The sequence below is a fragment of the Herbaspirillum sp. GCM10030257 genome (assembly GCF_042666555.1).
Lineage (GTDB): Bacteria > Pseudomonadota > Gammaproteobacteria > Burkholderiales > Burkholderiaceae_D > Noviherbaspirillum.
The window spans coordinates 1-20139 of the sequence record NZ_JBHTDH010000050.1 but is presented as its reverse complement, the minus strand read 5'-3'; the positions used below and the strand labels follow the sequence as shown (position 1 = coordinate 20139).

15 protein-coding genes and 1 pseudogene are annotated in these 20139 nt (G+C 51.4%); 1 reads left to right on the top strand and 15 read right to left on the bottom strand.

Annotated features, from left to right (window positions below):
- From ACFQUU_RS28015 to ACFQUU_RS27945, 15 genes are all read right to left on the bottom strand, one after another.
- Nucleotides 1–320 (bottom strand): IS6 family transposase (locus ACFQUU_RS28015; RefSeq protein ID WP_382251787.1); only part of this gene is annotated, 320 nt, incomplete at its 3' end.
- Between the two features lie 515 nt (nucleotides 321–835).
- On the bottom strand, nucleotides 836–1684 hold the full coding sequence (locus ACFQUU_RS28010) for a substrate-binding periplasmic protein (protein WP_382251786.1): 849 nt from the start codon (nucleotides 1682–1684) through the stop codon (nucleotides 836–838).
- Nucleotides 1685–1790: 106 nt separating this feature from the next.
- On the bottom strand, nucleotides 1791–2927 hold the full coding sequence (locus ACFQUU_RS28005; RefSeq protein WP_382251785.1) for an ABC transporter substrate-binding protein: 1137 nt from the start codon (nucleotides 2925–2927) through the stop codon (nucleotides 1791–1793).
- A gap of 131 nt (nucleotides 2928–3058) precedes the next feature.
- Nucleotides 3059–4345 carry a porin gene (locus ACFQUU_RS28000; protein WP_382251784.1) on the bottom strand — a complete coding sequence of 429 codons (1287 nt, stop codon included), beginning with the start codon at nucleotides 4343–4345 and terminating at the stop codon, nucleotides 3059–3061.
- A gap of 1001 nt (nucleotides 4346–5346) precedes the next feature.
- Nucleotides 5347–6261, bottom strand: a complete 915-nt coding sequence (locus ACFQUU_RS27995; protein WP_382251793.1) for a glutaminase — start codon at nucleotides 6259–6261, stop codon at nucleotides 5347–5349.
- Nucleotides 6262–6732: 471 nt separating this feature from the next.
- On the bottom strand, nucleotides 6733–8394 hold the full coding sequence (locus tag ACFQUU_RS27990; protein ID WP_382251782.1) for a methyl-accepting chemotaxis protein: 1662 nt from the start codon (nucleotides 8392–8394) through the stop codon (nucleotides 6733–6735).
- Between the two features lie 29 nt (nucleotides 8395–8423).
- Nucleotides 8424–9212, bottom strand: a complete 789-nt coding sequence (locus ACFQUU_RS27985) for an IclR family transcriptional regulator (RefSeq protein WP_382251780.1) — start codon at nucleotides 9210–9212, stop codon at nucleotides 8424–8426.
- Between the two features lie 71 nt (nucleotides 9213–9283).
- Nucleotides 9284–10177: an N-formylglutamate amidohydrolase gene (locus tag ACFQUU_RS27980; protein ID WP_382251778.1), complete on the bottom strand. Its 894-nt coding sequence runs from the start codon at nucleotides 10175–10177 to the stop codon at nucleotides 9284–9286.
- A gap of 22 nt (nucleotides 10178–10199) precedes the next feature.
- Nucleotides 10200–11189 (bottom strand): ABC transporter ATP-binding protein, encoded by a 990-nt coding sequence (locus ACFQUU_RS27975; RefSeq protein WP_382251777.1) that lies wholly within the window; start codon nucleotides 11187–11189, stop codon nucleotides 10200–10202.
- On the bottom strand, nucleotides 11186–12148 hold the full coding sequence (locus ACFQUU_RS27970; RefSeq protein ID WP_382251775.1) for an ABC transporter ATP-binding protein: 963 nt from the start codon (nucleotides 12146–12148) through the stop codon (nucleotides 11186–11188). Before ACFQUU_RS27970 ends, ACFQUU_RS27975 begins: the two co-directional genes overlap by 4 nt.
- Nucleotides 12149–12159: 11 nt before the next feature.
- On the bottom strand, nucleotides 12160–13077 hold the full coding sequence (locus ACFQUU_RS27965; RefSeq protein WP_382251791.1) for an ABC transporter permease: 918 nt from the start codon (nucleotides 13075–13077) through the stop codon (nucleotides 12160–12162).
- 110 nt (nucleotides 13078–13187) lie between these two features.
- A complete protein-coding gene (locus ACFQUU_RS27960; protein ID WP_382251773.1) occupies nucleotides 13188–14159 on the bottom strand; it encodes an ABC transporter permease in 972 nt (323 codons plus the stop codon).
- A 520-nt stretch (nucleotides 14160–14679) separates the two neighbouring features.
- Nucleotides 14680–16518 (bottom strand): CocE/NonD family hydrolase, encoded by a 1839-nt coding sequence (locus tag ACFQUU_RS27955; RefSeq protein ID WP_382251789.1) that lies wholly within the window; start codon nucleotides 16516–16518, stop codon nucleotides 14680–14682.
- A gap of 293 nt (nucleotides 16519–16811) precedes the next feature.
- Complete coding sequence (locus tag ACFQUU_RS27950; RefSeq protein WP_382251772.1) at nucleotides 16812–18410, bottom strand: ABC transporter substrate-binding protein; 1599 nt, start codon at nucleotides 18408–18410, stop codon at nucleotides 16812–16814.
- A 337-nt stretch (nucleotides 18411–18747) separates the two neighbouring features.
- Nucleotides 18748–19509: an IclR family transcriptional regulator gene (locus ACFQUU_RS27945; protein WP_382251770.1), complete on the bottom strand. Its 762-nt coding sequence runs from the start codon at nucleotides 19507–19509 to the stop codon at nucleotides 18748–18750.
- A 483-nt stretch (nucleotides 19510–19992) separates the two neighbouring features.
- On the opposite strand from ACFQUU_RS27945, the pseudogene ACFQUU_RS27940 reads away from it, so the two are divergent.
- Nucleotides 19993–20139, top strand: a pseudogene (locus ACFQUU_RS27940) (IS6 family transposase); the annotation flags it as partial.

Below are 20139 nucleotides of genomic sequence, written 5' to 3'. Positions count from 1 at the left end.
TTGGCTGTCAGCAGAAAGTCGACGGTTTTGCCTTCCTTGTCAACCGCACGATAAAGATATTTCCACGCACCTTTCACCTTGATGTAGGTCTCATCCATGCGCCAACTTCCACCCACTGGACGTTTGTTTCGGCGGAACACCTTTTCCAACAATGGCAAGAACCGCATCGCCCATCGATTGATCGAGGAATGATCAACAAACACGCCACGCTCCTGCATCATCTCTTCCAGCTGTCGATAGCTTAGTGGATATGCCGCGTACCACCGAACGCAGACCAGAATCACGTCGATCGGAAATCGCATCCCTTTGGTATTCAGCATGGCTGCTTGCTCACTTTACAAAAGCAGCAGTCTACCGGACGGCGAGGACCTTCTCGCTTAATGCGACACAACCCAATAGACACCTCAACTTATATAAAGTTACTTGCGGGACGCCACACTAGAAAAATCTTTACCTTCAACTGCTATTTTTCAGGATCAGATTAGACTTTTTGTTCAGATTTTTCTTTTACTGTAGATGCACGTCGGCACTCAATCGCTGCCGCTCTCTGTGTGGTCCACGCGGATTCAAGACCTCCAAAAGACGCACGACGTATCGTGCGTTTTGCATATGATAATCGGCATCCCTTGTATGCGCCGCAGCTTTGAGTCGCTCTGATCGTAAGTCCCGTCTCAATGCTTCTAACAACGCTTGCATTTCGTGAGCATAAATCCCTTGCAAATGGGTCATCATCGCTCCAGATGTGCATGTTTGTCTGTTCAATATCTCGCCACTACACAACCGATGGAGACAGCGAACTGGAAATCTCGGTATGTAGTGCCCTGAATGTCACGTGTCACTTTTGAATCCATTTACGCTTGATATCGGTTAGTTCACCATTTGCGGAGAGAATGCCTAATGCTCGCTCTATTTTTTGCCTAGTCTCCTCGGCGACGAACGGTCCAAGCACAAGGTAGAATTGTTGTGAATCCATAACCGTAGGCAGGACCTTGATCCGGGCATCTAACCCGAATCGACTAATCTCTGCCTCAATACCCGGCGACCGATGATAGTAAAAGCGACCACGCCCCGCCATTAATTTCTTAAGATTGCTTTCAGTGCTGGTGCCACCACTGTCCACATCAATGTACTCCGATTCGCGTAAGCGAGACGCTGGTGCGAAGCCGTGCGACACCAAGACAGTTCCATCTTTACCAAGCGAGCGAACGTCATCCCAGTTGCGAATAAAAATGGGATCATTGGCCCGCACCGCAAGATAGTAATTAACTGAGAATAGGGGCGGGTCAAGGAAGAAAAGCTTTGCTTCTCGGCGCGGCGTACGAGAGAACCCACAGGCAGCCTCTAGAACACCTGAGACCAGCGACGCCTCCACTCTTGAGGCGGGCAGAACGTTCTGGTCACCTGTGAAACTAAGCGTGCGATCAGTTCGTTCAAGTGCTCGATGAATATCAATGCACAATCCAACTACCTGAGCGTTCCTGCCGTTGGACATCACAACGAATTTCGGCTCGGTGTTGTATTGGGCTGCTGTACGGATTGAGATGAACTTGCCACTTGTATTGGCACTCGCAGTATTCCATGTCACCAATGTAAGGAAGACAGTCGAGATCCAGTAAGGACCCGCATACTTAGGGACTGTATGACCAAAGACCGCGATTGCTTCACGTGTATATGGCAATCTCATTGTCGTTCCAGCTTAGTGTTTATGGCTTGGTCTTCAGAAAGTCCGGGAAAGGGAGTCCTTTCCCGGATAAAAGGGTCGCTTACCCCCTGGAGACAACCTCGTCGACTTAGCGCATCATCTTCCCACTGGAGAGGACGATTCCCATCTCCACGTGCTTTGAACCGGTGTGATTGGTGGGAGAAAAGTCAATGATCACCCCACCAAGATCATAGTTTGACAACGAGTCCAAGGCCGCGCGTACTCGCGCCCTTGTAGGCTTTGGCCCGGCTTTCGTTAGTGCCGCCGCCGCAGTCTTCGCAATAATGTAGCCTTCAACAACGGCATGATTGATGGGCGCACCTGGGGGGCCATATCTCTTCATATTCTGATGCAGCTCACCGACGATCGGTATCGCTCGATTAGTTGGATCAGGCACTACGTGTGTAAGGATTAGTCCGCGCGCACTCTGCTTTCCAATACGTTTTACGACCTCTGCACCGTCTGCGACAGAAAGTGCTATAACTTGCGCGGTTCCGCCAGATTCACGTAATGTCTTATAGAACTCGGCAGTTGCTGCACTTGTTGCTATTGCTATGACACATTGAGGTTGGGCCTTACCAATTTCAGTCAGAGCATCTGTGACGTTCGTAGTATTCACTGGATAACTTGACTTACCCACAAGCGCTAGACTTGGAATGGTCAGCAGCTCCTTTTGAACCAGCGAGACACCTTCTCGCCCGAATGCACTTTCCTCATAGAACACCGAAATACGGCTTAACCCCATCGTTGCTAATTGTCTCAACACCGTCTGAATTTCACCACGGTAACTTGCTCGCGTATGAAATAGATAGGGATGAACGGGCTCATGCAGAGAGACCGAGCCGGTGCGTATTCCGACGACGGGCATCGCCGTTTCGTTGAGAATTCGGCTTTTTACTACCTCTTCCATCCATCCGGTGCCCATGAGTCCCACCATCATCACAGGCTGAGACTCTTCTACAAATTGCTTCGTCTGTCGTCCCGCTTCAGAAGCATCAAGACTTCTATCCTTGGTAACAAATCGTACCGCTGCACCGTGTATTCCACCGCTGTTATTAACTGCTTCAAAATAAATGCGCAACCCGAGACTCAAGTGCCTTGAAGTGGGATTTTCATCGTTTAACGGAGCAACCTGTGTAAGTACGACTTCTGCTGCCTGGCCCACTAAGCACAGAACAGCTGCGCACAATGAGATCAAAGCCTTTAGCCCTTTTAGCACAGTCATCTCTCACTTCATGCCAAATCACAACCCTAGTCGGCCCAGCCGCAAGTTTGACCTCGCTTCAATTAGTCACTCTCGCGGCTGGTAATAGAAGCCCTGCATCGGAATAGCTGGGCTCAGATGGAACGATGTGCTTAGAAGTAGTGGCGCACACCAACGCCAACGGCACTAGTACTGTTTTCTGCACCTGGTGAACCGCCAAGAATTCCTGGGCTGTACATGCGGGATGCGCGCATGTGGGCCACAGTGCCGTACAGAGTAGTACGCTTCGACAGATAGTACTCAGCGCCGAGGGTAAGTTGGTCCAGCTTACCGTCAGGTGCTGCACCAGTAAAATCATAACGCGACTGAATATAGCTGCTCTTCAGCTTCCAAGCGCCAGCTGTCGTGTAGTCAACCCCTACGTCAACGATCGATGCATCGCTGTTGTTAGAGCCGCCTGGCGTGAATGCTCCAGAACCCGCCGTGCGAGTGAATGCTGTTGCAAAGGTGGGTGCTGCTGGCCCTGTGCCCGTTACCAGCGGCTGCTTGACTTGGGAATAAGTACCCCGGAACATGAAATTGCCCAACTTATATCGGGAACCCACAATCCAAGTCTTAAGACATGTGTCTCCCGGCGTCCCGAGGCCAACTGTATTACAGCCTGCCCCACTTGTGGCGCCTTGGTCACTGCTCGAGTTTGCAGTAGCGGTCACAGTTCCCAATTTTGACTGCCAGTATCCAAAACCGATACCGAAGGGACCATTACCGTAGTTAGCGCCAAAACCTAGTGACTCGCCAATCGATGTTGAACCGGCGGTTTCACCAAACCCATAAGAGATGTTAGCCCGGAAGCCACCAAACGTTGGTGTGCTGTAGTAAATCATGTTGTTCGCACGGTTGCCGCCGATGCGATCCAGGTTGTTAGCGTGTACGCGCGTGATGAACGTGCCAAATGGGGTAATGCTGGAATAGGGTTCAGCCACTTCGTCAGTAAAGTCCTTCCGGCGGCCAATCTGCAGATTACCGAAACCATCTCCAACCAGACCAACGATCGAGCGACGGCCAAACAATGCACCGCCTTGCGTCGACGTTCCGTTGTCAATTGCAATTCCACCCTCGAGCGCAAACTGGGCCTTAAGGCCGCCGCCGACATCTTCGGTACCGCGAACGCCGAATCGAGATGCTTGAAGCAGTCCGGAATCAATGCCCGTACGGCTGGCTGTTGCCGTTGGTGCTCCTGCTACAGGAGCCGCTTGCTTCGTTGTATGGGCTACACCAGCATCGACGATTCCATACACCTGAACAGCGGTTTGGGCGTGAGAGACACCCGCCAGAGCACTCATAACCACGAGCGCGATTTGCCTTTTTTTCATTTTGGTAAACCCCTTAAATTGGAACGATCGAAGTCCCTTTTCACAACGGACTTCCGCTGCCGCCATCTCCTCGGCTCTCTGTATCGACATCCGATACGGCGTGTCGATAGCTGATACGAATCTTAGGCTGTGAAAATTAAAACGTCAATAAAAGTTTTATCCAACGTTACAGCGTATCGTCTGTTGAAACGTGCAACGCCCTTCTCTAGCCTCGGATCTCGTTCGCAATTGGTTCTTATGAATGGCTTCGCGCTCCATAATCCTTATGGGCCTCCTTGTGTACCTGGAGCAGCCCCCATTTCAATCGGTATCGTCATTTGCTATCTTGTCCAACCGGCCTTCATTTGCTAACGTGCGCCTAACTTCGATCTTCTGTGTAGTAACCAAGCACCATACGGAGGTGCCACAGCTACTTATTCCATTTCTTGCGGCATAAGAAAACAGATTCCATCCCAGTAGAACCGAATCCGAGAGAGCTGCTTTCTTACGGTGAAAAAAGTCTCTACACCTTTCTGTCCTACAAGCCAACACCGGCAGATGAGGCTGATTAGCGTGCGTTCAGGTAACCAATTTTCCGCATTTTCAATATCAACCGCACAGAAGCACAGTTTAAGCAGGAGGTGAACTGCGCCCGGAATGGTACTTGGGAGGTGATAAGACTCGTCTTTGGGGCCGCCGTCTGCATCGGGCCGACTAAGGTCGCGGCCAGAGCGCTTCATGGATAGCTACTGCAAGCTCTACTGCACAAATGATTTGGTTACAACTACCCGATGCGTCATTTCGCTCAACCGAATCGAATTTTTCGAGTTATGCCTAATAACCGCTGCCAACAAAGCAACTGTACCCAGCTCATCTCGCACGAAGACGTCGAAGGAAAAGGCGAGGACGGTGCAGATTGAGCTATACCGTTGGCAGTGGCTTTTCTATTGGCTGGGAAAATATTACGATGGCCAAAGGGATAAGTTCTGAACGACGTTCACCCCTAATGCCCTTGGTTGGATGCCCCAAACGTCACTGAATTGATTGTTACCTTCACGACTCCCTTCGACGGTCCGATGGGCGCAGGCTTAGAATATTGACCAGCCTGTGATTTCCGTTAGCCGCTCCAGAGCCATCGTGCCAACAAGAGAGTTCCCGGATTCATCGAGACCAGGTGCCCAGACGCATGCGGTGGCCTTCCCTGGAACGACTGCGAGAATGCCACCACCAACACCACTCTTAGCGGGCAAACCCACCCGGTAAGCGACATCACCAGCCGCATCATAGGTTCCGCATGTTGCCATTAACGCGTTAATGCGCCTGGTTTGCCTGCGGCTAGTTACGACAGTCGAACGAATGGGACAGGTGCCGCTATTAGCAAGAAATGCCCCTGCCATTACCACCTCGGCACATGATAATGCGATCGCGCATTGATTACAGTAGGCATCTACAACCTCGTCGACGCCGTTTTGCAGATTACCGAAGCTTTTCATAAAGTGGGCCATCGCGATATTACGGTGCGCTAAGTGCTGTTCGGCCTTTGCAAGTTCCAGATCGATATCAACCGAATCATCTGCGACTAGCCTCCTCAGATATTGCAAGACCGCTAGTGAAGGCTGTGCAAAATGACTCACCAGGATATCAGCGACAACTAGGGCACCTGCATTTATAAAAGGATTGCGAGGCTTACCGTATTCCACTTCCAGTTGAACTAGAGAATTGAAGGGCGTTCCGGAGGGTTCCCGATCCAATCTAGACCAAATGTCGTCCCCTAGCAGATTGAATGCCATCGCAAATGCAAAGACCTTGGAAATACTCTGAATCGAAAAACGCTTATATGCGTCTCCTATTACGAAAAGACCTTCATCAAGGGTGTACAACGCCATACCGAACTGGCGGGGGTCAATTTTCGCAAGCGGCGGAATGTAACTCGCGACCTCTCCGCTACCAATGTATGGCTGCACATGCGAAGCAATCTCTCGAAGAGTGTCTGTGTAGTCGATTCTTTCCACTGCTTATCCCTTATCCTCTATGTAAGGTATCCAGCGTTTTTTCGAAGTCGAAGGGCTCGTTAGAAGGCATATCCCTGCATGCCACTCTTCCTTATCCCTAATCCACCCACGTCCAATGTGATCCGAACAATAGGACTGGCTAACTGCACGTATGTGCCGCAACTCGCATCAACACCCGCGAACCAGAAAAAACGGCCGGCACAAGGCCGGCCTAACTCCAGAAGGAGAGGAGACATTCTGGTAGAGCGCGCTGGAATGCTACTAATACTTCTGCTTCTCCTGCCCTGATCGGAACTTTCACTGCTACAGGCTTCTATACCGCAGCCTTCGTCATACCATTTATCAGAAGGTTTCTATGAAAATTCTTGAAAACGTTCATTTACGATCGAGTCTCTCACTCATGAAGTAGCAACAGTTCCGCGGCAGCCTCATCGTGTGACCGCCCGAAATCGACCGCCAGTCTCAATTCGAGTGCATAGTTACGTCAAGGAGTAGCGGAACGCTCTCGGCCGAGATCAGCAACGGACTGCTACCTTGCCCATGGACGTCCTGACCCGTCTTCCTGCCAACCTCGTCAGTGGCGTTAATCTTAAAGAGCGCAACCGTTGCTGCGAGGACCGATGCCTGCTCCCGCAGACTTTCAGCCGCGGCAGCAGTTTCCTCAACCAATGCGGCGTTCTGCTGAGTGGTATCGTCCATCAGAGACATTTTGCCATTGATTCTTTCGATTCCTGCCGTCTGCTCCTCAGAAGCAGATACAATCTCTCCCATGATGCATGCGATTCGCTGTACGGCGACAACCATGTCACTCATCGTTGTTCCTGCCGTATCCACCAATTGCGCACCGTTCTCAATCTTGCCCACAGAATCTGAAATAAGAACCTCAATTTCCTTTGCGGCCGATGCTGAGCGTTGAGCCAAGGACCGCACCTCCGAAGCGACTACGGCGAATCCACGCCCGTGCTCGCCCGCGCGCGCCGCTTCAACGGCCGCATTCAACGCAAGAATGTTGGTCTGGAATGCGATCCCATTAATAACGTTGATGATATCTACGATTTGTCGCGAACATTGCTTGATCTCGCTCATTGTAGAAACGACATCGCCAACAACCCGTCCACCTCGAGTTGCCACATCGGTAGCAGAAATCACAAGTTCGTTTGCCTGCTTTGCATTCTCAGCATTGTTCCGCACGGCCGATGTCAGTTCATCGATTGAGGCAGCAGTAGTTTGTAGCGACGCAACTTGGGCCTCAGTGCGGGACGAGAGGTCTGCGCTACCGGTCGCAATCTCTTTGGATGCTACAGTTATAGTTTCTGTCCCTATCCGGACGTCACCCACAACCTTCGCTAGTTGCTCGTTCATCTTTTTCAATGCATCGAACAAACGACCAACCTCATCTTTCCCACTGTATGCTATCTCAGACGTTAAGTCCCCGTCGGCCACGCGGGCAGCGATGTTGATTGCCTGATTTAACGGTCTGATGATACTGCGACGAATCGCCCAGGCGAACCCTGCTCCAATCAGCAGCGCCATCGCACCGACTGAAAGAAGGAGCTGCATCATGCGCTTGTCATCTTCAACTGACCTTTCTAATGTCGTTCTCGTAGCGACTTGTTGCATCGACACTAGTTTGTTCACCTCACTCACAGCTCGTTTGTTGACAGGATCGATATGAGTCGCAATTGTTTTGACGGCGCTTCCAGTGTCAAATGCCAAGGCGCTGGACATGGCTTCCTTTAGCGCTACTTCGGCCTGTTCTCCTAACTTGCTAACATCGGTGAGAATGCGTTGCTCCTCGGGACTCAAACCAAGCCGTACGAAACGGCTATGGGACTCGGTGTAGAGCTTATTCTGAACTTCAACCTCTGCGGCTTCTCGCTGCATATCACCGACTTCTGACTGAAGGCCGATATTGCGCATGGCGATACCTGCGCCCAAAAGTGCGCTCTTCATCTGTACTGCCAGCTCGCTTTTGGTGTTTAGTAGCTCCAGCGAACGAATCAGCTTTTCTTTGTTTCGGGAACTTAGCGAGTTTGCTAGTAGAACGACGGAAGCCAAGACGATTAGCATCGCCCCGAAGCCAAAAATTAACCTAGAACCGACAGAATATCGCAGCAGAAACATGTTTGACTCCCTCTAGCCTTCATCATTCGTTACAGGACCCGTTTGGCAGAAACGTGGGCCTCATCGTCGGACGTCTGGCGAAGCTCTACTGAGAATTCGTCCGCCGCCTGCCTTAAAACCTCCAATACATCTGTAACTACCCCTTCAGTTGCGCGAGACGACGGTATGGACGCACCCAATGCAGCGACGACTCCGGTGCTGTCGATCAAAGGCACTGCGATAGCCACTGTTCCACTGACAACTTCGCCATTGGAGAGGCTATAGCCTTGGCTGCGAATTCGACTTAGTTCTGCACACAATTCCTCACGGCGCGTCAATGTCCGGTCTGTGTATCGCTCCAGGTCCTCGGTAAGCACATCATCAAATACGCTAGTAGGCGCAAAAGCGAGTAGAAGCTTGCCGGTAGCCCCTGCATGCAAGAGCTGCCGACTGCCTATCTTTGTGTGTATGCCAATGCTTCTTTTCGTATTCCAACGTGCGATACAGATCCGCTCCACACCTTCCCGCAGATGCACGTGTACACTCTCATCAATGCGGTGTCCGACTTTTGGCAAATACTTTTTAGACAAATCCGCGAGTTTGAGCTGTCGCGATGCAAATGCGCCAAGAGAAAGGACCCTGTGGCTTAGGCAATAAATCGCAGCCTGGCCATCACGCTTGATCATGCCATACTGCTCCATCGTTTCTAGCAAACGGAAGCTCCGCGCCTTAGTCATCCCTGATCGGCGAGCCAACTCAGTGACACCGAGCCCTGGTTGGTCTGCGACCATAAAGAGGAGGTGTAATGCTTTTCTGACCGATTCGACCGTGTAATCCATATTTCGCCTCAGGGATACGTACGTCTGGCACCGAAGATAAGCCTCAGATGCGTTGCTACCTGTCTCAAAAATTATAGGGGGCTAACGCCGTTTAGCGATCGAACTTTCATCATCTCCTCGACATAACTCGCTAGCTCGGTGGTGAATGACTCAAGATCACGCTGGAGCCTATCAAAGCCTGGTGTCTTCTCGAAAGTAACTTCATTCATGTAGATTCGGCGATTGATCTCAATCTGGACACTATTTCTTTGAAGCGTAGGTTGGCCGTATTGCTTAACTATGTAGCCACCTTGATAGGGAGTATTGATCTTCACTGAATAGCCAAGTCGTTCCAGCGTGTGTGTCACCCATACGGTGAACTTCGGGTCAGCCGACGTGCCACAGCAATCGCTCACTACCATGTCAGGCCGAGATTCGCCTTTATCCTCGTTCATGGCATTGCCTACGGATTTCATAGAATGGCAGTTTATATGCCAAACTTGACCAAATTTCTCGTATGCTTGGTCGAGTAGTTGCGTCAACATGGCGTGATAAGGCTCATAGTATCTCTGTATTCGATGCACGACTTCAGAGATCGGTAAAGGAGCGGCGTACATAGGAACGGCAGGTAAGGCATAGCGTCGGATCAAACCCATACCTCGCATACATGCTGCCGAGCGTTCCACTTCACCTGTCCATGGACCGTCGAGCATTTCGACGTCGATGTCTTGGGGACTGCGATTGACATCAAGATAGGCTCGGGGAAAACGCGCAGCTAACAGTGCAGCACCTGCTCGCGGTGCCGCACACCACAGTTCATCAACATATGCGTCCCAAGTGGTCTTCAATGCATATGCCGGCGCCGTGATACTGCTATTCATGGGATAGATCGTACCGCTATGCGGGGAGTCGAATACTAAGGGTAGTTCCGAGATCTCTGCCGACGGACGCAACAGAGAGAATACATTGTCGATCTGCTTAATCATATAGCCGTTTTACTAGTTCGTTTTACTTGGCGGTGTCGTTGAGATGACAGGCTGAGAAGTGCGTTGGCGCGACCTCAACCAGAGGGGGGCGTTCGGTTTTGCAGCGTTCAATTGCGTGGGGGCACCGTGGGTGGAAGGGGCACCCAGTAGGTGGATTCAACGGACTGGGAAGCTCCCCTTGGATTGGTCGGTACTCAGAAATCTTCGTGTCAAGTCGTGGCGCATCGTCAATCAGTGCCCTGGTGTAGGGATGGTTAGGCCGCCGGAAGATGCTTGCCGTGTCTGCGAGCTCTACAATCCTTCCCAAATACATGATTGCGACGCGGTCGGCAATGTACTCGACCACAGCAAGGTTATGGCTGATAAATAGATACGTAAGGCCCTGAGATTCACGAAGATCCATAAAGAGATTAAGAATCTGGGCCTGCACTGACACGTCGAGTGCGGAGACCGCTTCGTCACATACGATGAACTTAGGATTTAGCGCAAGCGCGCGTGCGATCGCGATACGCTGCCTCTGTCCGCCAGAGAACTGGTGCGGATAGCGATTTGCGTATTCGGAATTAAGTCCGACTTGCTGCAATAGTGCAGCGACGAAATTTGCTGCATTGTCTTTCTTGATGATGCCATGGTAGACCGCAGCTTCGGTAATCAACTGATCAATCCTCATGCGAGGGTTGAGCGATGCGTACGGATTTTGAAAAACCATTTGGGTTTTCAGATGGCTGGCGAGCGAAGCTTTCGTCACATCATTACCGTCGAATTCGATCGAGCCGCTAGTTGGCGGCAACAGTCCTGCTACCATCCGGCCGACGGTTGATTTTCCACAGCCCGACTCACCTACCAGCCCCAAGACCTCACCCGCCCTTACCTGTAGAGAGACGTCATTGACGGCGTAGGTCTTCTTTTCCTCGCGGCTTTTAAGTCCGGCCGTGCTTGCGAGACGGGAAAAAGTACTTGCCTTAGCAGTGAAACTTTTGCTTAAACTGCGCGTTTCCAACATGATCGTCATACCACCTCCAGCGGATGAAAGCATCGGAGCATGCGTGCCCCGTCAAGAGTTTCGGGAGGAGCCGTACGGCATGCGGCACTCGCACGTGAGCAACGCGGTGAAAAGGCACATCCCGACGGCAGTGCGAGCAACGACGGCGCTGCTCCAGGAATTGAGTACAGACGCTGGCCACGGCAACCGCCATTGGGTAACGAGTCAATCAGTCCGCGGGTATAAGGATGGCGTGGACGCTGAACTATTTCATCGACACTTCCTTGCTCAACTACTCGTCCCGCATACATGACGCAGAGATCATCTGCCAGGTCTTTCACTACGCTCAGGTCGTGTGTAATCCAGATCAGCGCTGTACCACTCTGCCGGGCGAGATTCCGCATCTCAAATAAAATCTGGGCTTGAATCGTAACGTCGAGCGCAGTGGTCGGCTCGTCTGCGATGATCAAATCAGGATTATTGATAACCGCATTCGCTATCGCAACCCGTTGGCGCATTCCGCCTGATAGTTCGTGGGGATAGGCTTTCATCCGCTCTTCGGGCGCGGGAATGCCCACCCGACGTAATGCCTCGCAAACGATACTATCGACTTCGCTACGCCCGACCTTACGGTGGATGCGAATCGTTTCGGCGAGCTGCGCTCCCACCCTCATCACCGGGTTGAGCGACATCATCGGATCCTGGAATACCATTGCTATGCGATCGCCACGCAATTCATTCCAACGTTTCGCACTTGCCATTCGCAGGTCTTCTCCGTTGAACAGCATCTGGCCACCAGCGATTACTCCAGGCGCTTCTAATAGGTTCATTAAAGAGAATGCGGTAACCGATTTCCCCGAACCCGATTCTCCGACGATACCTAATACCTTTCCTTTGTTTAAGGAGAAGGAGATGTTGTCGACCGCTTTCGCTGTTCCGACTCGGGTGCGAAACTCAGTTGTGAGATTCTTGACTTCTAATAGTGCCATGTTCAATATTCCTAGACATCCAGTTTAGGGTTGAGCACCGTGCGCAAATGATCGCCGATTAGGTTGATCGAGATAACCAGCATCACGAGCGCAACACCTGGAAATACACTGATCCAGTATTGATTGGACAGCATGTAATCGAAGCCATTGGAAATCAATAGTCCAAGTGAAGGCTTCGTCTGTGGCAGACCAATGCCGAGGAAGCTCATAGTTGCTTCAAGCGTGATGGCATGCGCCATTTGCAGCGTTGCTGTCACGACGAGCGGCGCCATACAGTTTGGGAGAATATGGCGAAACATGACGCGGGTGGCTGGCAACCCCTGCCCTATCGCCGCTTCTACATATTCTTTCTTCCGCTCTACCATTGCGGATCCGCGCACATTTCGCGCAAAGTAGGCCCATTGCACAATAATCAATGCTAACAGGGTCTTGTCCACTCCTTGGCCGAGTGCGGCAAGGAGAACGAGTGCGATCAGGATGGCAGGTATGCTGAGTTGGACATCAACAATCCGCATGATCGTTGCGTCTACGCGTCCTCCGAAATGCGCGGCAACCAGACCAACACAAACTCCAAACAACAGCGCCGCGATGGCGCTCGCAAAACCGATCCCGATACTGATGCGCAAGCCGTAGATGATGGCGCTTAGGACGTCTCTACCGGCGCCGTCAGTACCAAGCAGATATCGGATGCTGCCGTCAGCACTGATAGCCCCTGGCGCTTTTTCGGCCTCCAGGATGGACACCTTTGCAAGATCGTAGGGATCTTGCGGCGCCACAAATGGCGCCGCCAGTGCAACGACGATCAGGATTAAAAGGAAGATTGCAGAAGCCGTTGCCACTCGGCTGCTTGAGAACTGGCGCCACAATCGTTGTCCAGGCGTTTCTGGTGGAGCAACCGGTACCTCAACGTGCTCGTCCCGGCTTGGCATATTCTCGCCGTGTAGCCCTCTGACTTCACCGCTCGCCTCGCTTGTGAAGATCTTTACTGTATTGCTTTTACTCATTGCACTCACCTTATCGTTGATGTCGAAAGCTTGTCTCATGCACTTTTAGTTCGTAGGCGAGGGTCCAGCAGCAAATACAGAACGTCGACGACAAAGTTAATCACGACAAAGATCAGCAAAGTGATCATCAGGTAGGCAACGACAACGGGACGATCGAGTTGTAGTACAGAGTCGATAATCAACTTACCCATGCCTGGCCACGCAAAGATCGACTCGGTTACTAGCGAGAAAGCGATCAACTGGCCGAACTCGATTCCCATTACGGTAATAATAGGGATCATTACATTGGGCGCGATATGACGAAGCATTAACCGCGGGCCACTCACTCCTTTAGCACGCGCAAACTTCACGTATTCTTGAAGAGCAACCTCCCGTGTTCCGGCTTCTGTAAGTCGAATCACAAGAGCAATCTGTGACAGTGATAAGGTTATCGCCGGAAGAAAGATGAATTTCAGTCCTTCCCAACTTAGAAAACTTACCTCAACACCGAAGAGTTCCTTGACTGGCCCACGTCCGCTCGAGGGAACCCACCCTAAATTCACGGAAAACACGAGGATCAGAATCAAACCCAGCCAAAACGCAGGGACTGTTACGCCGAATATTGAGAATCCCATTGCCAAGCGATGCACCAGACTATTGGGACGTAGGCCAGCCCACATGCCGAGCGGAACGCCGATGACCATTGCCAATACCAGAGCCATCACTGCAAGTTCCAACGTAGCGGGAATACGCTCGATGATTAGTTCGACGGCTGGCCGATTGAATACAAACGACGATCCGAGATCGCCGTGGAGAGCATTCAAAAGAAAGTGCCAATACTGTTGATGCAACGGAAGATGCAGGCCGAGCGAGCGGGCCGCCTCTTCGATCTGTTTAGGACTTGCGCTGGGGTCAACCAATAAATAAATAGGATCACCGACAACATTGATCCCAACGAACGCGAGGACAGACATCACAAGTACAACGAAAGCACTTTGAATCGCTCGCTTTATTAGCATTTCAATCATTCTTAAGTCCTGTTCTCCAAAATCTCTTTTTCTATCTTATGCCTGGAAAGCACTAACAGGCGCACCCAACGTTCCGGATGACGGTCGGGCTTCTTCACTAGAAAACTCGGCGCTGGGTCTAGCGTGTTACTGAGTGGCGTTGTTTCATTCACCGATACGCTATCTCGTCTATCGATACAATAACGTAATGCGATTTTCGGCGTCAAGCAGAATTTGTGATTTTCATTTGCTCACGCGAGGATTCGCCCTTTGTGGGGATGACTGCAGCGTAAAAAGGGTATAAGTCGCGGCTTGCGCAACGGGTATCAAAGGGAGAAAACTTACGGTCTGGAGAGTGATAGATCCGGATTGTTACCGTGCCTACTAGTTGCGAAACAACTAAGGCTTCGATGCGGACGGACCTCCGGTTGGAGATTTGGTACTCGCTCAGCTAGTTCACGCCCTACGAGCGTACGTTTCCAACACCGCGTTTAGGCAAAACGCGCGCCGTTTGACTTGATTATCAACAGTGAAACCGAACCTAGCTCCGCGGCCGCGAGACTATAGGTAACACCACGTGGGACGGCCTGTTGCTATCCATGTAAACGCGATTCGACGCTACCCTAACTTCGCCCGAGACTCCTTCTGGGTCGCCGGTATTCGGATTGCAATCAAATTTCGGAAAATTACTGCTCGAAACGTCAACCCGAATCCGGTGTCCTTTCTTGAACAGATTACTTGTTGGAAAAGCTTCGATGTGAATTTTGTAGACTTCTCCTGGTGTCATCATTGACGGGGTCTCCCATGATTCACGGTATCGTGTCCGAAGAATCCCATCGGTAAGGTTCATCGCATACCCTTTCGGGTAGTCGGCACTGCAAGGGTAGACGTCTATCAATTTGATCGTGAAGTCGGTATCAAGACAATCGGAGCTGATCCAAAGATGTGCTGCGACCGGGCCAGTCACTTCGACATCCTCTTCTAGTGGTTCAGTCTCGAACACAAGCACGTCGGGGCGCATGCTCAAGGGGCGATAAGGCTCTTTTGCACCGAAGATTTCAGGACCTTCCCGTTGGTCGAATGCACCACCGAACATCAGTGGCTCGCCTGAAGTGACGGCGCCACCTATAGTCGGCACTGGCCTTAACGGATCATAGTTATAGCCTCGCACCGCAATCGCTAAATTTGGCGGGGACGCCGACAAGCTCCCATCTCGCTGTAGGTAATAGGCTGTTTCAACCGCATCCTTAATTGGCCATCCTTCCTCGTTTCTCCAGCGTCCACCATGGTCTAGGCGCCCGTCTGTATTCCGCCGCCCGCTGCCCCCGCCCATCACGAAAATACGTACCTTCGGCATGCTTTCTTCCTCGCTATCGCCCTTGAGCCAACGATCGAACCATTGGCGACGCAATGCTAAAAAGTTATCTGCCAGATTATTATCAAGGGTTGCAGCTGCGCCGAAATCGACGTCTCCAGCAAATGAAAGTGAACGGTTACCATGCGTCCATGGACCGAGGATTAGGCAAATTGGGCCCTTCTTTGCCTTCGAAAGGCCGATATAGTTTTCCGTAGCTGTGCGCGGATACGGGTCGTACCAGGATGACATCAATACCATTGCGGCGTCGCAGAATGCGGTGTGAAATCCTTCCGCATAGAGTCCGACTTGCCGCCAGTAATCGTCGAAGCTGCCACGCTGCCACTGGTCGAACAGATAATTTTCATACTCAGGAGCTAATGCAAGCGGCGAGTCTCCAGGTTTCCATTCAAAGATTCGATTGAACCAACTATGTATATCAAGCCTTTGAAATGCGGTGCGTTTTTGGTCATCAGCGCGGATAGCTGGGCTTTCAAGCGCTTGCCGAATTGCCCAGGTCGCCTGTTTCAACTCAAATGCCCCTCCCTGTCGAATACCTCCCTGATATGCATTTGAGAACCCGCCGGAATCCATGAACATCGCGACTATACCTGGTGCATTCATGCTTCCCAGCGCTGCTTGCGTGTGCGCGGCGTACGACAAACCCATCGTGCCGATACGCCCGTTGCACCATTCCTGCTGCAGGATCCATGCACACGTGTCATACCCATCATTGCCGTCGCTGGTGTACTTAACAAAACTTCCTTCGGATGCGTAGCGTCCACGGCAGTCTTGGTAGACAACGACATAACCGGCCCTAACAAAGTAAGCTGCGACTTCGTCCCGCTCCATTGCCTCTTGATCGGCAATCGATACCTCGCTGCGGCTGCGCAGATGCTTTCCGTACGGGGTACGTTCCAAAATCACCGGAAATTGCGATGGGACTGGCTCGCCATTGCGCTCAGGAAGGTAGACATCAGTCGCCAAGCAAATACCGTCGCGCATTTTCACCATTACGTTACGCATCTGTGCGATTTCAGTGCCGCAATCCTGTTTCGGTCCTTGGAGGTGAAGCGTAATCAATATTTTGGAAGACATATACAAGTAGTTATGGAATCCGGTATTCCTGTGGCGCTGACCCAACCCGAATGGTGGGTCGAAACCATCGCCTGTGAACCAGCAGGTCCGTCGCAATCAGGCGTAGCGAATCCCTGCACCGCACTAGTGGCGCATTCTCGGAGGTCGTAAAGAGAGATCGCCGGCACCGTATGTGGAGGGGGCCGGCGTTTCAATGGACTACCAGTACTGCGTTAGCAAAATTAGTTGCCGCCTTTGCTTGGTCGTACATCCATGGCCATCGTAAAGCCGTCAGCGCGCGGCTTCACTGTTAGACCCTTGCGCATGGCCCAGCCAGCATTGATGTGAACAAGTGGGATAATCGAGGCATCGTCGAGTGCCAATTTTGTCGCCTGCTTCTGTAAAGACTCTCGTGCCTTCTCATCCATGGTTTGTGCAGCCTTATCAATCAAGGCATCGACCTGCTTATTGCTATATCCCGTATAGTTGTTTGCTCCCAATCCAGTTTCTTTGTCTCGAGTACGCAGGATCGATGTCAAGCCAGTCAGAGAGTCACCAGTAACAAAACCGTTGCCTAACATAAAGGCACTAAATTCAGTCTCTCCATTCGCCCCACCTGAGATGTAACGTGTTTGGTAGACCGAAAACGGCATGGTAGCCACCTCCGTCTTAACACCGACCTGATTGAATACTTGGGCAACCGCTTCGCACATTTTTGCATCATTCACGTAGCGGTTATTAGAACAGTGGAGTGTCATGCGAAAGCCATTTGGGTAACCTGCCTCGGCGAGCAGTGCTTTCGCTTTGCTCAGATCATGAGCGGGCAACTTGATACTAGCGTCGTAGCCGAAGAAAGCCTGGGGAACTAGCTGCTCAGTCGCGGTCGCGTCTCCTTTCATCAAGAATTTGATGATCCCTTCGCGGTTCACTGCATGCATCAATGCCTGACGTACTTTCAGGTCCTTGAGCGGATTCTTTGCAAGTGGAGCGCCTTCGTTCGACTTGATGTAGGGCGAATTGTCACGGAACTGGTCGAGTGCGATGTAGTTCAACATGTAGGATGTGACGGACGCCAAATCGATCTTGTTCGAATTGTTGAACGAGTCAGTCATGTTTGAGGTGGCGCCGTCGATCAAGTCAACGGATCCAGACAGGAGAGCTGATGCACGCGCTGGCTCTCGTGGAATAAACTGGAAGGTGACATTGTCCCACGGCTCTTTTGGGCCCCAGTAACTGTCGTTCTTTGCCACCGTTACCCTTTGGCCTTGTACCCAACTGCCGTACTTATAGGGCCCGGTTCCTATTGCGGACTTTCCATTCGCAAAACTTTCTTCGGTAACGCTACTACCTAGCGACTTAGGCACGATCGCTATTAATCCTAAGTTATCGGGCAGAGTCGGACTAGGCGTTTTCGTCTTTACCTGCAGGGTAAGAGGGCCCGCTACACTAATCGACTCAACATCTTTTAGGTAGTTGCGAAAGGTTCGAGGTCCGCTTAGGTTCATCGCTCTTTCGATGGAGTATTTAGCGTCTTCGGCGGTGAAAGGGGTACCGTTGTGAAAATTCACGTTAGGACGGAGCTTGAATTCCCATGTTGTTGGGTTAACCGTCCTCCATGACACCGCAAGGCGGGGTGATGGCCGTAAAGTTTCGTCTTGGTACACCAGTGAATCGTAGACATGAGCCCAGACATTCCTGTTCTGGCCATTCAAAATATGAGGATCGGCTGAGGTAACCTCGGCTTTGAATCCGATCTTAAGGTCGGCAGCTATGGCCGGCGCTGTAACAACGAAGGGGGCCGCAAGTGTCGCTGCGAGACCATTCTTTAGAAAATCAAGCATCACTCCTCCTATTAGAATAACAAGCGTGTTTCACTGACCGATACCTTATATCGGCGTATGAAACAATGTCAAGCACTTCTTCAACGACCTATACGACGAGGAACCATTGCGAAACTTCCAAATTCACGAAAGCTTTAGAGAATAGATGCTGACGCAGCGATGAAACACTGGATTCATGTGGATCTGCGCATATTGGAATTTCACTGTATGGCTGGGGGCCGGCAGGAAATTTGGGAGTGCCTAGTGACCATCACTGGCGAAAGGAAGGGGTACTTCAAAATGTCAGGGCGCGACATTTTTTGTATGGGAGCGGCAATACGGCCGCTCCGCGGACTACCTAAACTGCTTTCATATAACCAAGCTCAACAGAGAACTGGTCAGCGGCCTCGATTAAGGCCTTTGCATACTCTGGCAACCGTTCCACAGGGACACGGCTGCTCGGCGATGTCATTGCTAATGACGCGATAACTGTACCGCTAGCATCCCGAATTGGTGCCGCAACTGAAACCGTGTCAGGCGTGCGTTCACCCGCAGAATAGCTGTATCCCTGTTTCAACACCTTCTCGATTTCCTTTTCAAGCTGAGCACGCTTGGAAGGAGTGTTCGCTGTAAATTGGGGGCGCTCCTGCCGCAGCACCTCTTCCTGGATATCGGATGGCGCATAAGCTAGTAACAGCTTGCCTGAGGAACCGGCGTAGAGGGGACGTCGCTCACCAAGTTGACTGTGTATGCGGATCGCGTGGGGAGCGTCCCACCATGCAACGCAGGCGCTTTCGAGTCCGTCCCGTACTCTTACAAGAACGCTCTCATTGAGCTTCATACCTATTTCCGGGAGCCGCGCTTTCGCTACCTGAGTCACGCTAACCTGTTCTTGCGCCGCCGCTCCAATAAATAGGGCTTTATACCCGAGGCTATAGGTCGCGAGTGGTTCCTTTCTTCGTACGAGGCCGCTCTGTTCGAGAGTGCCCAGCAATCGGAACGCGCGTGCTTTAGTATTACCTGAGCGCTTCGCCAATTCTGTTACACCCAAGTTTGGCTCTTGAGCCACCAAAAACAGAAGCTCGAGCGCTTTAGCCACCGCATCTACGGTGTAAGTCATAGTTCTCCCTCAATCTTTGAAAGCATTTACATCGAGTCAAGCTCTTAGTATGGCAAACACTGCTAGTAACCTAAAGCAACTGGCAAACCCCTCGCACTTTAGGCTACTGGCGAAAGTTGCATTGTCGCAGAACCTCGTTGCCCCTGCCAATTTCAATTCCCCTCTTGCTCAACCACTCCACAATTTTGTATCGAGGTTAGGGGACTCTGAAGTGCTTAGGTGTTTTATACGCCCAGATCAAGAGTGGTTCCGAGAAATTTCCTCCCGTCCATCAATTCAACTGCACGTCGCTGTGCCGTTATAATAAATCCTTGATCGCAGTATTGCTAATTTAACAACCACTAGGGCTTGTGATCAAAGTTACGATCATCACTAATTCTAGGTTCGCATTTGATAGCTCGCAATAATTTTATTGAATCAATTGCATCTAATATAGCCCTACGGCAATGTCACGTTAACGATGGACGCTGGTAAAGTCGGGCAATGAAGATACCCAAAGCCCTTTACTATCGCCATCGTTTCCCCGGTGCGGTCATCAGTTGCGCGGTGCGCTGGTATTTCCGTTTCCAGCTGAGCCTGCGGGATATCGAAGAGCTGCTGCTGGAGCGCGGCGTGATAGTCAGCTATGAG